A 14,942-nucleotide genomic window follows, 5' to 3' on the forward strand; every position below is an offset into this window, starting at 1 on the left:
CAGAAATTTTTTAAGAAAACAATATGTCTAAAAATCTCGTTATTGTTGAGTCCCCAGCAAAAGCTAAAACCATTCAAGGTTTTTTAGGTGATGATTTTATCGTGGAGTCAAGTTTTGGTCACGTAGTCGATTTACCAAAGAAAGGAATGGGAATCGAAATCGAGAATCATTATAAGCCAATCTACGAAGTAACACCTGATAAAAAGGATGTTGTAAGTAAACTAAAAAAATTGTCTTCTAAAGCCGAAACAATTTGGTTAGCATCCGATGAGGACCGTGAAGGAGAGGCTATTTCTTGGCACTTATATCACGTTCTTGGGTTAGAAAAAAAGGATACAAAACGTATTGTTTTTAATGAGATTACGAAAAAAGCTATCCAACGTGCAGTAGATAATCCACGTGAAATTGATGAGAATTTGGTAGATGCACAACAAGCTCGTCGTGTTTTGGATCGATTAGTTGGTTTTGAGATGTCACCAATCTTATGGAAAAAAATCAAACCAGGTTTATCAGCAGGACGTGTTCAATCGGTTTCTGTTCGATTGATTGTTGAGCGCGAAAAAGAAATTCAAAACTTTGTTCCAGTTTCATCATACAAATTCATCGCAATTTTCCAAACAAATGAAGGAAGAACATTAAAAGCAGTTTTAACAAAAGAATTTTCAACGTTAAAAGAAGCTGAAGATTTTTTAGCAACATGTGTTGGAGCAGATTTTAAAGTAAATGATTTACAGAAAAAACCTGCAAAACGTACGCCTTCAGCACCATTCACAACATCTACATTGCAACAAGAAGCTTCTCGTAAATTAGGTTTTTCTGTTTCGAGAACAATGCGTGTAGCGCAACAGTTGTATGAATCTGGGCATATTACCTATATGAGAACGGATAGTGTGAATTTATCTGATGATGCATTAACTGCAGTTAAAGCAGAGATAGAATCTGCTTACGGGAACAAATATGTTGAGATCAGAAAGTATAAAAATAAAAACTCTTCCGCACAAGAAGCTCACGAGGCAATTCGTCCTACGCATTTCGAAAATCATTCGATAAATGCAGACGATTCGATGCGTAAACTATACGAATTAATTTGGAAACGTACAGTTGCTTCTCAAATGGCAAATGCCGAATTAGAGCGAACAATCATTGATATTGATAACAACAAAAACAACTTTATTTTTCAAGCAAAAGGAGAAGTGATTGTTTTTGATGGTTTCTTAAAAGTCTATCAAGAATCGCATGATGACGAAGATACGGATGATGACAAAGTATTGTTGCCAAGCGTAAAAGTAAATGAGCAATTGAAAGCGGATGAAATTAACGGTACGGAACGATTTTCTCGTCCTGCTGCTCGTTATACAGAAGCATCTTTGGTAAAAAAATTAGAAGAATTAGGAATCGGTCGACCTTCAACTTATGCCCCAACAATCTCTACAATCCATAATAGAGGTTACGTAGAAGTTGGTGAATTGGATGGACAAGAACGAATATACAATACGTTAACATTAGTTGATAATCAAATCAAAAAAGCACAACAAAAAGAAATTTTTGGTGCAGATCGTCGCAAATTAATCCCAACTGATATTGGAATTGTGGTAAATGATTTCTTGGTAGATTATTTTACAAACGTGTTGGATTATGATTTTACTGCTCGTGTTGAAAATAGTTTTGATGAGATTGCAGAAGGTAAATTGAATTGGACAAAAATGATTGATGAGTTTTATACAAAATTTCATCAAACGGTAGAAGATGTTCAAGAAAATGCAGATCGTGCAACAGGAGAACGAGAGTTGGGAATCGATCCAACTTCAGGTAAAAAAGTACATGCACGTATTGGGCGTTTTGGACCAATGATTCAGATAGGAGAAGCAGAGGATGAGGAAAAACCACGTTTTGCGAGTCTTCAAAAACATCAATCGATTCATAATATTACATTAGAAGAAGCATTAAAATTATTCGAATTACCAAAAACTTTGGGTGAGTATAAAGCGCACGAAGTTGAGGTGAATATTGGACGTTTCGGCCCTTACGTAAAGTTTGATGATAAATACATTTCGATTCCGAAAGAAGAAGATCCAATGGATTTGTCATTTGAACGTGCGGTAGAACTAATCGAAGAAAAGTTAAAAGCCGATGCGCCGATTGCACAATACGAAGGATATGATGTAACAAAAGGTAAAGGACGTTTTGGACCATTTATCAAATGGAACGAATGGTTTATCAATGTTCCAAAAAAATACGATTTCGATCATTTATCACAAGCGGATATTATCGAATTGATTGAAGATAAAAAACGCAAAGAATCTGAGCGTGTTGTTCGCGAATGGGCAGAACAAGAAATTCGTTTAGAAAAAGCGCGTTGGGGACGTTTCAATTTAATTCAAGGAAAAATTAAAGTTGAATTACCAAAAGAAACAAATCCAGAAGCGTTGACTTTGGCTGAGGTAGAAAAATTGATAGAAGCAGCTAAACCTGTAAAGAAAACTGCTACAAAGAAAGCTCCAGCTAAAAAAGCAACTGCCAAGAAAACGACAACTAAAAAACCAACGACTAAAAAGTAATGTACAACGACTTTTTAAAACCCGTTTCTGAAGAATTACAAGATTTTGCGAAGTCTTGTAATTCTTTTGCGTTAGGTACATCAATTAAATTTCGTAAAAATGTTCTTGAAACAGCAGAAAACACGAATGATAAAATTGCAATAATTGGTGTGACTGAATCTCGTTCGAAACAAAAAGATTTGATTGAAGACGTAGATTTTAGCTTAATTCGAACTCAATTGTACGAATTACAAATGGGCAATTGGTCGATAGATTTGTACGATTTTGGTGATGTTAATTACTATGATGACAAACATGAAACCGAAAAAGTTTTTAGAGAGGTTACAAACGGACTGATACGAGATGGATACAATGTGGTTATTTTGGGAGGAAACCCAAGTTTGGGATACCAGCAATATCGTGCTTATGATGAACTTGTTGATAAAATAAATTATTTAACTATTGATCACAAATTACGTTTAGGCAAAGATGAAGCTCAAACAACGGAGACTAATTATTTAACTAAAATTATTTCGAACGAACCTTTCAATTTATTAGATTATACAAATATTGGTTTTCAGACGTATTTCGTAGCGCAAGAAAAATTGGATTTGTTGGATCAGTTAAATTTTGAAGCTGTTCGTTTAGGAGTTATTTCAGAGAATCTAAAAGAAATAGAACCTTATTCAAGAGATATTCATGCCGCTTTGCTTAATCTTTCAAGTTTGCAAGGTTCAGATTTTTCTTCTTCAAAAAATATGACACCAAATGGTTTTACATCGCGAGAAATTTGTGCCTTAACAAGATATTTAGGCTTCAGCAATAAATTGTCTTCACTTTACGTTTGTGACTATATCGAGAACTATAAAAAATTAGATCATTTGCTTATAGCACAGATGATTTGGTATTTTATTGATGGGAAAAATCATCGCCCAGAGATAAAAAGTTTTGACGATACACAATATTTTGAGAAAATTTTTGTTCCTACAGAAGGATATAATTATATTTTTTATCGAAATACAGTAACTAATCAATTGTGGATTGAAGTTGACAACACAATTGATGGAGAACGAAAATTTGAAATTATTTCGTGTTCAGAAAAAGATTATGAACAAGCCTTGAATGGAGAAATACCCAATAGATGGTGGAAGTATTTCAAAAAATTTTATTAAAAATAAAGAATAATTGTAAAAATCAATTAATAAAATGCCTTAATTTGTAGCCTTATTAATTGAGAACTAAAAGTATAAAACCTGTATAAAAATAAATCTATAGCAGAATGAATAGAATTTTGGTAAGTGCATTGTTGCTATCTCTTTCTTTATCATCATGTAAAATGTTGAAAAACAGAGGGAGTAGTGATAGAAATGATGGACAGATAGTTTCGAAAACCTCTTCAGCTTGGACGCCTGTTCGTCCAAAAGGAATGGTTCCGATTCCGAGTGGATCGTTTGTTTTAGGACAAACAGATTATGATTTTACAAAAACAAATGACGCTCCAGTGAAAACTGTTACTGTTACAGGTTTTTTTATGGACGATACAGAAATTACAAACTCTGAGTATCAGATTTTTGTGAATTATGTAAAAGATTCTATCGCTCGTACCGCTTTAGCAAATAAGGCTGAAGCATTAGGGTTTGACCCAATGAATCCAGGTGCAGATGGTGATGGAATAGGTGCTTTTGCATATGTTTCCGGATCTGAAGATGGAGAAGGAACACCGTACGATGAATATCTTAAAAATAGCAATACAGGTAGAGATGGTCAATCATTAGACTCAAGAAAGTTAAATTGGAAACAACGTCTTGAGTGGGATAAATATAAGTACCCAGATGTAGATTACGCAGAAGTAATGGAAGGACTTTACTATCCACCAGAAGAACGTATGAATGGAGAGAGACGTATCGATACGCGTAAATTAAATTATTCATATGTAACAGTTGACCAGGCTGCTGCTGCGAAAAAACGTGGAACGTTTCGCGTAGATTTTAGAAAAGAATTTAGTTTAAATATTTATCCAGATACAACAGTTTGGGTAAGAGATTTCAACTACTCGTACAATGATCCAATGCACCAAGATTATTTCTGGCACAAAGCTTATGCAGATTATCCTGTAGTTGGAATTAATTGGAATCAGGCGACTGCTTTCTGTGATTTCCGCACAAGATATCACAATACAGCTTTAAATAATAAGAAGAAAAGAGGAAGCCAAGTGAAGGTAATTAGCTATCGTCTACCAACAGAAATTGAGTGGGAATACGCTGCTAAAGGAGGTTTAGAAAACGCTCCATACCCTTGGGGAGGTCCTTACTTAACAGACGATAGAGGATGTTATTTAGCGAATTTCAAGCCAAAACGTGGTGATTATTTAGAAATCAACGATGGTAAGAAAACGGGATATATGTACACAGCACCAATTAAAACTTTCAAAGCGAATGGATATGGTCTGTACGATATGGCGGGTAACGTTGCAGAATGGACAAGTTCTCCTTATAACAGATCTTCCTACACTATGTCTTCAACGCTTAATCCTTCAATTACAATGTCAGGAGAAGTAAATAGAAGTGTACGTGGAGGATCATGGAAAGATGTCGGTTATTTATTAATGACTTCATCAAGAGATTGGGAACACAAAGATTCAGCAAGAAGCTTTATCGGTTTCCGTACAGTTCAATCTTTCCCAGAAGGATCTAAAGTAAATTACAGAAAAACTAAATAACCTATTTTTAAAAAATAAAAAGCATCATATGGCATTACAAGCTTCAAAACAAGAACGTCTTACAAATTTTTTGTATAATTTCTTTGCCGCAGTAGTAATTATCGGGGCATTATGTAAAATTACTCATACAAATTTAGGGCCAATTTCAGCCAATTTAATCTTAACCATTGGATTAGTAGCTGAAGCATTCGTTTTCTTTTATTCAGCATTTTTTGATAAACCTCAAGGTAGCTATGAATGGGAAAAAGCGTATCCAGAATTATTAAGTGGTGAGCCAGTAGAAAGAAAGACAGCTGCAGTTGCAACAGCAGGAAACAACTTAACAGCTGAATTAGATAAAGTTTTAGCTGATGCTAAATTAGACAAAGAAGTGTTTGAAAGATTACGTGGATCATTAGATAAATTTGGATCTGCAGTAAACGAATTAAATACAACGACAACAGCTGTAGCTTCTACAGAACAATACAGCAACGAAATTGCAAAGGCATCTAATAACATTAGCCAATTGAATGCAGTCTATGCTGAGCAAATTTTAAATAGCCAAAAACAAGTAGAATTAAATAAACAATTTATCGAAGAGATGCAAAAATCTTCAGGTAGTTCAGAGCAATTCTTAAAAGAAATGCAAGAGCTTTCTGCGAATATTAATGCATTGAACAAAGTATATGGAGGTATGCTTTCTGCAATGAAAAATAACTAATTCATTGATCTGATAAATTAAACTAATTATTCATTAATTCTATAAATTATTATGGCAGGAGGTAGACTAACCGGACGTCAGAAGATGATTAACCTGATGTATCTCGTGTTCATTGCAATGATGGCTTTGAACGTGGATCGTGAGGTTTTGAGATCGTTCGAAACGATAAATACTTCTTTAGAGTCAACAACGACTTTAACGAAAACAAATAACGATACCTTCTATGATCAAATTGATCTAAAAGTGAAGGATGATTCAACGTACGCAAAAACTCAAGCTCAAGCTGCTGAGGTAAAAAGACAAACAAATGAGTTTGTAGCTTACATTGATGGTTTGAAAAAAGAATTAAAAGGGTCTGATTATGTCTCAGGATCAGAAGAAACTGATTACAATGCTTTATCAAACACGGAACCAGTTGTATCTCTATTTTTCAAAGGAAAAGGAGGTGATTCTGGAAATGAGAAAGCCAAAGAATTCACAGGAAAAGTTGACGCATTCAGAAATTTCTTAATGACTTTTGCAAAACAAAGTCCAGATGCTAAAAATGCTGAAGCTCGTATCAACGAATTTTTTGGAACGAAATCAAAAACTAAAAAACAAACTTGGGTACAGGAAAAGTTTAATGATCAACCAATGATTGCATCGTTAACAAATTTATCTAAGATGCAAATGGATGCTCGCACAGAAGAAGGTAACTTGGTAAGAGCATTATTATCTGGTAAATTAGAGGAGAAAATTGAATTGGATGCGTTCCAAGGTTTATTCTTATCTCCAGGAGTTGTTAAAGTTGGGGACGAAGCTGTTCTTAATGTTGTCTTAGGAGCTTATGATAATTCGATTAAAGGTTCTGTTTCTACAAGTGTTGGAAACGCAGAAGTAGTAGATGGTAAAGCATCAATCAAATTAAATACAGGATCTGTAGGTATGCATCAATTAACTGGTAGCATTACTTATGTATCGAATGGGCAAACTAAAAAGGTTGATATCGCACCTTCAACATATCAAGTTGTTGCGCAAACTTTAGATAAAAAAGCTGCTGAAATCATTGAGAAAGATCCAACAGGAGGTTCTATTGTTGCCGATAATTTACGTGTTGTTTACCGTGGAGTATCCAACCCAATCTCTGCAACAATTAATGGAGCAAATGGACCAGTAAGCTTAAATGCTTCATCAGGTTCTGTTTCTGGAGCAGGAGCTAACAAATGGAATTACACGCCAGGTGGAGGAAGTGAAGTAACATTCACTGCTACAACGAAAGCAAGTTCAGGTAAAACATTATCTGTTCGTGAAACGTTCCGTATCAAACCAGTTCCACCAGCACGTGGTGTTATTTTAGGAAAAACGAGTCCAGCTATTCCAGATAATGGAATTGCAGCACAAACAATTCGTGTAGACTGGCCAGATTTCTTATTCCCAATTTCAGGAGAAGTAACATCATTTAATGTTCGTGTACCAGGTCAAGCTACAGTACGTGTTACAGGAAGTAAAATGTCAGGAGCCGCAGGTGCAATTTCGAAAGCGAAAAAAGGAGATATAATTGGTGTATTCGATATTAAATATCGTACTAATTCTGGTCAAACAGGAGAAGCATCATCAATTGCAATTCAAGTACAATAAACAAAAAAATAAAATTTAGCATATGAAATATCTTTTGTTTGGTTTAATGAGTTTTTTCTCAACCCTTACAATGGCGCAAAATGTTCTTAATGCTGTTTCACCAGAACAGTTGAGAAAAGACCGCGAAAATAGAACAAGAGTTGATGAGGCTGGAGATACTGTAAGTACGGCACAAGATCCAATGAAATATGGCTTTATCGAGGATAAAGATGTCTTATGGTCGAAAGTTGTATGGGAAGTCATTGATTTGAACGAGCGTCTAAATCAACCTTATTATAGATCTGGTGATGAATTAGTACAGAATTCAAAATCATTGTATGATGTTTTAGTTGACGGAGTTCGTACTAAAAAAATTAAAGAAGTATACGATGATGAGTACTTTCAGACTAAAATGAGTTTTGATCAAATCATGGCTCGTAACGAAAAGAAAGATACTCAACAGTATTACTATGATATGATTGCAGCAGGTGAAAATCCTGACGAAGCAGCTATTTTCAATTACAAAGTAAAATCTGATGATATTAAAATGGTGAAAACGAAAGGTCTTTGGTACATTGATCGTCGTTTAGGAGAATTAAAATATCGTTTGTTAGGATTAGCGATCATGGGACCAGATGCACAATCTTTGGGAACTGAATTTGCAGACGGAACGTATGTCGATTTATTTTGGATTTGGTATCCAGATGCACGTAATGTTTTGGTAAATGCAACTGTTTTCAATCCAAGCAACTCTAATTCCGCGATTACTTATGATGAGATGTTAAATGCAAGACGATTTAGTTCTGTTATTTACAAAGCGCAAACCATGTACGGAACGAAGATGATTGAGGATTATATTCCAAATGATTCGAAGGGACAATTAGAAGAACATCATAAAATTAGAAATTCTATTATTCAGGCAGAAGCCGATATGTGGAATTATTAATAAAATGTTATAAAACTAAAGCTCCAATCTCAAGATTGGAGCTTTTTTTATTTAAAATAGTTTAATTCCTCTACAATATTTTTTTCCAGAATTTAGTTATTCCCTAAAATCTAAAATCTAAAATCTAAAATCTAAAATCTAAAATCTAAAATCTAAAATCTAAAATCTAAAATCTAAAATTTAATTCGCATCACCTTTTTCAATTCCATCTCCTATTTTTTCTTCAACTTCTATTTTTTCTTCTTGATCTAACTTCATTTCTCCTGAATCATCATCACTTCTTAAAACGACTTTTAAGCCAATTGGGAAATGATCTGAACCAATATTATCTTCTCTAATCATTTCAATTAATCGAAATTGAGAGCTCAAGAAATAGTGATCTAAAGGCCAACGTAAAAACCAATGATGCGCATGAAAAGTATTGAACATTCCACGACCTCTTCTAGGATCTAAAAGTTGAGATGTCTTCAAAAACAGGCTGGTTGTTCTACTCCACGCAACATCATTTAAATCACCAAATACGATACATGCTTTTCCGTATTCTTTGGCTTGTTTTCCGATCATTAAAATTTCAGCATCTCTTTCAGTACTTTCTTCATTTTCTTGTGGAACAGGTGGTGTAGGATGCAAACCATACAAACGTACAATCTGATTATTATACTCGATGTCAACAATAATTGAAGGGATTTCAGTGCTAATTAAATAATTAATCTCTTGGTTTTTAATGGATAATTTCGAGTAGAATAATAAACCATAAGTATTGTCTAAAGGAACTTCTATCTTATACTCATAATCATTTGTAGCTTCACGTATTTGATTCATCCATTCATTATTCGTTTCCAGAAGAAACACAATATCGGGATTTCGTTTTTTGATTAATTGAACTAAATTCTGGTATTTTGTATTGTCTTGCAAAACATTGTAGACTAATAAATTTAAAGGTTTTTCATTCGGTTTTAATTCAACTTGATTGATCATTTTTTTTCCAAAAGGCGAATAGGGAAGAATGACCCAAAGCAAATAAATTGCTGAAAAAATAAGACATACGAACAAACTAATCGTAGTCGAATTTTTCTCTACAAAAATGAATAGAAATGAAGTGAGAATAACTAAAATAAGCTTTTGAAAACGTGGGTAATCAAAAACTCTTACCGACCAATGATTATGTTTGAAAAAAGGAATAATTACCGAAATAAGAATAAGGCAAGAAAGAAAAATAAAGAGTATTTGCATAATATGGATGTTTTTTGTATAACAAGATAATAAAAATAGAAACATTATCTACCTTTGTTCTTAAATTTTATCAATTGAACAAAGTAGAGTATATTATCGTAGGACAAGGTGTTGCAGGAAGTTGTATGGCGATGAAATTATTGCAAGAAAATAAATCTTTTGTAGTGATTGACAATCATTTTCATAAAGCATCGGCAATTGCAGCAGGAATATTCAATCCGGTTGTGCTAAAACGTTTTTCAATTGTTTGGAATGCGACAAATCAAATTAATCGTTTGCGCGAAGTTTTTGGTCAGTTTGAAGAATTATTGAACGAAAAATACATCTACAATTTTCCAGTTTATCGTGTTTTTAATGATGAACAAGAGAAAAAAACATGGCTAAAAAAAGCAATGACTCATCCAGATTTAGTTGATTATTTAGCGACAGACACAGAGCAATTGAATGATTTTTCAGCAATCAATAATCCTATAGGTTCGGGAGAAGTTTTGCACACTGGTCGAGTTGATTTGACTAATCTTTTGAATGATTTCAAAAATTATTTGATTGAACAAAATCAATATATTGATGAAGAATTTGACTTTGAATCCTTGATTATGCACGATAATCACACGAACTATAAAAATATTGAAGCAAATAAGATTATTTTTGCCGAAGGTTACAATGTTTTAAATAATCCATATTTCAAAAATCTACCCGTTATTGGTGTGAAAGGAGAAGTGTTGAAAATAGAAACAAAAGCCACATTGCCTGAAGCTGTAGTAAAAGGAAAAGAATTTTTGATGCCTTTAGAAAATAATCAATATTTTGTTGGTGCAACTTACGATCGTGATCATGTCAATTACGAAAATACAGCAGAAGCCAAACAATATTTGGTGGATGGGGTTCAGAATTTTTTCAAAGAAGATTTTGAAGTTGTGGAACAGCACGCATCCATCCGACCAACAGTAGTCGATCGTCGCCCAATTATTGGTGCGCATCCAATATATCAGCAATTGATTTGTTTAAATGGAATGGGAACGCGTGGAACGATGCTGGCGCCAGTCATGGTGGATGAATTGTATGATTTTTTAGAGAACAATCAAACTATCGATAAAGAAGCGGATATTAAACGTTTTTATGATCGATTTTAAATTTTCTTCTGATGAACAACTTTAACATAAAAATATTCGTACTTCAACTCGTTGCAAGTATTTTGTTATTCTTAGGAATTCAACAATTTTATGTCTTGGCAGAATTAGATTTGATTGAATTAATTCATTCGATGGGAAAAGATAATTTTGCTTTTTTGGTACGTAAAAGTGATGAGTTTGGAATTAGTGAAAAGCTAAAACATTTGGCGATAATGAAATCGATTTTGAGTTTCGTAGGAATAGTTTTAGGTTATATTGTAGCATCTATTATTAACCATAAACGTAATTACGATTGGAAAATTTCAGTTGTAATTGTAGCAGTGTGTTTCTTGGTTTTTCAATTCAAATTAATACATCTTCCAATCAATTTTATTCAAACAAATAATTTGGCAATTGCCTATTTTGTGCCTGCTACAATTTCTGTTGTTATTAGTTTTCTGTTGTATTTTTTTAGTTATAGTATAAAACCTTAAACTTCATTGTATTCAACTAACAAAAAACATTGTATTTTTGCAAAATGTTATTAGTACAAAATTTAGGAGTTTATTTTGCGGGTAGATATTTATTCGAAAACGTTTCGTTCCGCATCAACAAAGGAAACCGTGTTGGTTTAGTAGGTAAAAATGGGGCTGGAAAATCGACGTTACTTAAAATTTTAGCCAAAAGTCAACAGGCTTCAGAAGGAGAAGTTGTCTACGAAGGAGACGTAACAATCGGGTATTTATCGCAAGATATTGATTTTGTACAAGGAAGAACTGTTTGGCAAGAAGCTGATTCTGCTTTCGAACAATTGGTTGAAATACAGAATCGTATTGATTTTGTCAACAAAGAATTAGCCGAAAGAACAGATTACGAATCGAACGAATACGGAAAGTTAATCGAAGATATTTCGCATTTAACAGAACGTTTTGGGCTTTTAGGTGGTTACACAAAAGACGCTGAAATTGAACAAATTTTAATTGGTTTAGGTTTCAAAAGTTCAGATTTTCATCGCTCAACAGAAGAGTTTTCTGGTGGATGGAGAATGCGCATTGAATTAGCAAAGCTATTGTTGCAAAAACATGATGTGATGCTTTTAGATGAGCCTACAAACCACTTGGATATCGATTCGATTATCTGGCTAGAAGATTTCTTGAAAGATTATCCTGGTGCAGTTGTATTGGTTTCGCACGACCGTCAATTTTTGGATAATGTAACCAACCGTACGATTGAAATTGCGAATCGTCACATCTCCGATTTTAAAGCAAATTATACACGTTATTTAGAATTGCGTGAAGATCGCCGCGAAAAATTAGAACAAGCGCAAAAAAATCAGGAACAGATGATTAAGCATACGGAAGATTTGATTTCGAAATTCCGTGCAAAAGCCAACAAAGCTTCGATGGCACAATCATTAATCAAAAAATTAGACAAAATAGATCGCATCGAAATTGAAAATGATGATGTAACCAAAATGAATATCCGATTTGTGGATGCAGTTCAACCAGGAAAAATTATTTTCGAATTAGATGATGTTGGTGTTGCATTTGGTGATCATCAAGTTTTTGATCATGTTTCATTTTATGTTAATCGTGGTGAAAAAGTAGCTTTTGTAGGACAAAACGGTCAAGGAAAAACAACTTTATCTCGTGCAATTATCAATGAACAACCTTATACAGGAAGAATTAAACATGGTCATAATGTTGAGATTGGTTATTTTGCTCAAAATCAAGCACATGTTCTAAATGATAAATTAACCGTTTTAGAAGAGGCAGAAAATTCTGCAACAGAAGAAACACGTAAACATGTTCGTGATTATTTAGGAGCTTTTATGTTTGGAGGCGAAGCGGTAGAGAAAAAAGTTTCGGTACTTTCGGGAGGCGAGCGAAATCGTTTGGCTTTATGTAAATTATTGTTGCGTCCATTTAATGTTTTAATTATGGATGAGCCGACGAACCACTTGGATATAGTATCGAAAGAATTGTTGAAAAAAGCTTTACAAAAATATACAGGAACATTAATCTTAGTTTCGCACGACCGCGAATTTTTAGAAGGGTTAGTAGACAAAGTGTTTGATTTCCGTAATGGTCAAGTCAAAGAATATCTTTCTGGAATTGATGATTATTTAGCGCAAATTAAAGCGGGTAATTTCCGTGAAGTCGAGAAAGGAAATTCTTTAGCTGCACCAAAAGAAGAAAAGCCAATTGAGGTTAAAATAGAGCAAGCTAAACGTATTTTATCGTTTGAAGAAGAGAAGGAGCAGAAACGCCTAAAAAATAAATTGTCTCGTATAGAAACAGAGATTTCAGATTTGGAAACGAAGATTGCCGATTTAGAAAATAAATTACACGCAGGTTCTCAAACCCAACAAGAATTGGATAAATATGCAAATTTGAAAAATGATTTAGATAAGAAAATGTTAGAATGGGAAGAAATTTCTGAGCAAATTTTTTAAAATTATATCGTTCAAAAATATTATTTTATTAAAGTGCTGCAGTTTTGCAGCACTTTTTTTGTACATTCTATTTTAGAATAAGACAAAATGCATAAACAATCTTTTGCTGCAATTACATCAGAACAACCAAAAACATTAATTCTTGGCTCTTTACCTGGGGATTTATCGTTAGAAGTCAATCAATATTATGGGCATCCGCGTAATAGATTTTGGAAAATGATGTTTGAGATTTTCAAGACAGAATTTTCAGAAGATTATGAAATAAGAAATCAACTTATTTTACAAAATAAGTTAGCGCTTTGGGATGTTGCGCATTCTGCTGAACGAAAAGGAAGCATGGATGTGGATATGAGAAATGTTTCGCCAAATCAAATTGATGAATTTTTGAATGAACATCCTACAATCGAGAAAATAATTTTCAATGGAAAGAAAGCGTATCAATTATTTTGGAAATATTTTGAAAAAAAAACATTCATAGAGTATATTTCTGTGCCAAGTACAAGTCCTGCAAATGCCCAATTTTCTTACGAACGATTGATTGAAATCTGGAAAAAAGCAATTATTTAGGATAATCTTTTCATGTTCAAAATAATTAATCAAAGAAAAATAAAATTATTTTTTAGCTTAAAAATTTTATGATGAGAAACTTAGCTTTATATGTAAAATAATTATAAAAAAATGCTTCCTAAAAGTTTTGTAATTAAAAAAGCTGTTCTATATTTGCACTCACAATCGCGGGAATAGCTCAATTGGTAGAGCGTCAGCCTTCCAAGCTGAATGTTGCGAGTTCGAGTCTCGTTTCCCGCTCAACTTCTTTCTTAGAAGTGGATGCCTTGGTGGTGGAATTGGTAGACACGCAGGACTTAAAATCCTGTGTCCATTAGGACGTGCGGGTTCAAGTCCCGCCTGAGGTACAACAAAGCTCAAGAATTTATTTTCTTGGGCTTTTTTTGTGCTAATTTTTTTCAAGTATATCTTTAACTTCATCAAAATGATTTTCTCCATAAATAATAATAAGCTGCTTATTCTTGTTATTTTTTATTTGACTTACTAAGTGTTCATTTCGTTTTTTTAAAATAAAGTCTTTCATAAAAATTTTTCTTGAAGTTTCATCTACTTTGGTACATGAATACGTTTCGTTTAAATTAGTATTGTAATCACAAGAATCTAATGTGATTTTCGGGTAAGATTTTTCATATGAGTCGACTAATTGTTTAATGGATAAATCAGCGCTTTTTGAATCATTTTCATTCATTCCAAATTCAGCATAACTAGGTTGGTCTATAAGATTATATTTGATGCAATAATCTGAATAAGGAGGGATTTTAGAATAGGGTAATAGGATGTCAATACCAGTTATTTTTCTGAATTTTAGGTAACTTTCTACGTTTTCATCTGAAACTATTTTATCGGATTTATGAAGAGAATTTCCTTCAAAAAGAAAATGATATCCTAAAGATTGTAAACTGTCAATTTTAGTTGTTACTTGTTGATAATAAACTTTAGTTCCGATATGTCGAATAGGTAAAAAATAAAGCGATTTTTCATTATAGTTTATTTTGTTTAATGCCATGTTCAAGTTATAAGTGCAACTGGCCAAGTAGATTTTAGTTTTTCGATAGGGCTAATATAGCCAAACTTTCT

Annotated in this window: 12 protein-coding genes and 2 tRNA genes; 12 read left to right on the forward strand and 2 right to left on the reverse strand. The window is 33.3% G+C overall.

Annotated features, from left to right (window positions below):
- The first annotated feature begins 23 nt into the window (after positions 1–23).
- From topA to porN, 6 genes are all read left to right on the forward strand, one after another.
- A complete protein-coding gene (gene topA, locus IF125_RS12405) occupies positions 24–2,558 on the forward strand; it encodes a type I DNA topoisomerase (RefSeq protein WP_225542713.1) in 2,535 nt (844 codons plus the stop codon).
- Complete coding sequence (locus tag IF125_RS12410) at positions 2,558–3,709, forward strand: arginase family protein (protein ID WP_225542714.1); 1,152 nt, start codon at positions 2,558–2,560, stop codon at positions 3,707–3,709. Before topA ends, IF125_RS12410 begins: the two co-directional genes overlap by 1 nt.
- 107 nt (positions 3,710–3,816) lie before the next feature.
- On the forward strand, positions 3,817–5,256 hold the full coding sequence (gene porK / locus IF125_RS12415) for a T9SS ring complex lipoprotein PorK/GldK (protein ID WP_225542715.1): 1,440 nt from the start codon (positions 3,817–3,819) through the stop codon (positions 5,254–5,256).
- A 28-nt stretch (positions 5,257–5,284) separates the two neighbouring features.
- Entirely contained in the window at positions 5,285–5,956 is a 672-nt protein-coding gene (porL, locus tag IF125_RS12420) for a type IX secretion system motor protein PorL/GldL (RefSeq protein WP_188319651.1), read from the forward strand.
- Between the two features lie 51 nt (positions 5,957–6,007).
- Positions 6,008–7,573 carry a type IX secretion system motor protein PorM/GldM gene (gene porM, locus IF125_RS12425; RefSeq protein WP_221411970.1) on the forward strand — a complete coding sequence of 522 codons (1,566 nt, stop codon included), beginning with the start codon at positions 6,008–6,010 and terminating at the stop codon, positions 7,571–7,573.
- A gap of 22 nt (positions 7,574–7,595) precedes the next feature.
- Entirely contained in the window at positions 7,596–8,498 is a 903-nt protein-coding gene (gene porN / locus IF125_RS12430) for a type IX secretion system ring subunit PorN/GldN (RefSeq protein ID WP_225532497.1), read from the forward strand.
- Between the two features lie 180 nt (positions 8,499–8,678).
- On the opposite strand, the gene IF125_RS12435 is transcribed toward porN, so the two are convergent.
- A complete protein-coding gene (locus IF125_RS12435) occupies positions 8,679–9,476 on the reverse strand; it encodes an endonuclease/exonuclease/phosphatase family protein (protein ID WP_225542716.1) in 798 nt (265 codons plus the stop codon).
- A gap of 329 nt (positions 9,477–9,805) precedes the next feature.
- On the opposite strand from IF125_RS12435, the gene IF125_RS12440 reads away from it, so the two are divergent.
- The 6 genes from IF125_RS12440 (at position 9,806) to IF125_RS12465 (ending at position 14,212) form a co-directional block, all read left to right on the forward strand.
- Complete coding sequence (locus tag IF125_RS12440; protein WP_225542717.1) at positions 9,806–10,864, forward strand: NAD(P)/FAD-dependent oxidoreductase; 1,059 nt, start codon at positions 9,806–9,808, stop codon at positions 10,862–10,864.
- Positions 10,865–10,875: 11 nt separating this feature from the next.
- Positions 10,876–11,337, forward strand: coding sequence for a hypothetical protein (locus IF125_RS12445; RefSeq protein WP_225542718.1), 462 nt, complete (start codon positions 10,876–10,878; stop codon positions 11,335–11,337).
- A gap of 44 nt (positions 11,338–11,381) precedes the next feature.
- Positions 11,382–13,298: an ABC-F family ATP-binding cassette domain-containing protein gene (locus IF125_RS12450; protein ID WP_225542719.1), complete on the forward strand. Its 1,917-nt coding sequence runs from the start codon at positions 11,382–11,384 to the stop codon at positions 13,296–13,298.
- Between the two features lie 87 nt (positions 13,299–13,385).
- Entirely contained in the window at positions 13,386–13,865 is a 480-nt protein-coding gene (locus IF125_RS12455; RefSeq protein ID WP_171623187.1) for a DNA-deoxyinosine glycosylase, read from the forward strand.
- A 167-nt stretch (positions 13,866–14,032) separates the two neighbouring features.
- Positions 14,033–14,105 (forward strand) — tRNA-Gly (locus IF125_RS12460).
- A gap of 23 nt (positions 14,106–14,128) precedes the next feature.
- Positions 14,129–14,212, forward strand: a tRNA-Leu gene (locus tag IF125_RS12465).
- A 41-nt stretch (positions 14,213–14,253) separates the two neighbouring features.
- Here IF125_RS12465 and IF125_RS12470 read toward each other — a convergent pair.
- Positions 14,254–14,871 (reverse strand): hypothetical protein, encoded by a 618-nt coding sequence (locus IF125_RS12470; RefSeq protein WP_225542720.1) that lies wholly within the window; start codon positions 14,869–14,871, stop codon positions 14,254–14,256.
- Positions 14,872–14,942 lie beyond the last annotated feature (71 nt).

Source organism: Empedobacter stercoris (genome assembly GCF_020281205.1).
Classification (GTDB): domain Bacteria; phylum Bacteroidota; class Bacteroidia; order Flavobacteriales; family Weeksellaceae; genus Empedobacter; species Empedobacter stercoris.

Coding starts and splice junctions, on each gene's coding strand:
- topA (WP_225542713.1), top strand. CDS start 24: ATGTCTAAAAATCTCGTTATTGTTGAGTCCCCAGCAAAAGCTAAAACC.
- IF125_RS12410 (WP_225542714.1), top strand. CDS start 2,558: ATGTACAACGACTTTTTAAAACCCGTTTCTGAAGAATTACAAGATTTT.
- porK (WP_225542715.1), top strand. CDS start 3,817: ATGAATAGAATTTTGGTAAGTGCATTGTTGCTATCTCTTTCTTTATCA.
- porL (WP_188319651.1), top strand. CDS start 5,285: ATGGCATTACAAGCTTCAAAACAAGAACGTCTTACAAATTTTTTGTAT.
- porM (WP_221411970.1), top strand. CDS start 6,008: ATGGCAGGAGGTAGACTAACCGGACGTCAGAAGATGATTAACCTGATG.
- porN (WP_225532497.1), top strand. CDS start 7,596: ATGAAATATCTTTTGTTTGGTTTAATGAGTTTTTTCTCAACCCTTACA.
- IF125_RS12435 (WP_225542716.1), bottom strand. CDS start 9,476: ATGATCAATCAAGTTGAATTAAAACCGAATGAAAAACCTTTAAATTTA.
- IF125_RS12445 (WP_225542718.1), top strand. CDS start 10,876: ATGAACAACTTTAACATAAAAATATTCGTACTTCAACTCGTTGCAAGT.
- IF125_RS12450 (WP_225542719.1), top strand. CDS start 11,382: ATGTTATTAGTACAAAATTTAGGAGTTTATTTTGCGGGTAGATATTTA.
- IF125_RS12455 (WP_171623187.1), top strand. CDS start 13,386: ATGCATAAACAATCTTTTGCTGCAATTACATCAGAACAACCAAAAACA.
- IF125_RS12470 (WP_225542720.1), bottom strand. CDS start 14,871: ATGGCATTAAACAAAATAAACTATAATGAAAAATCGCTTTATTTTTTA.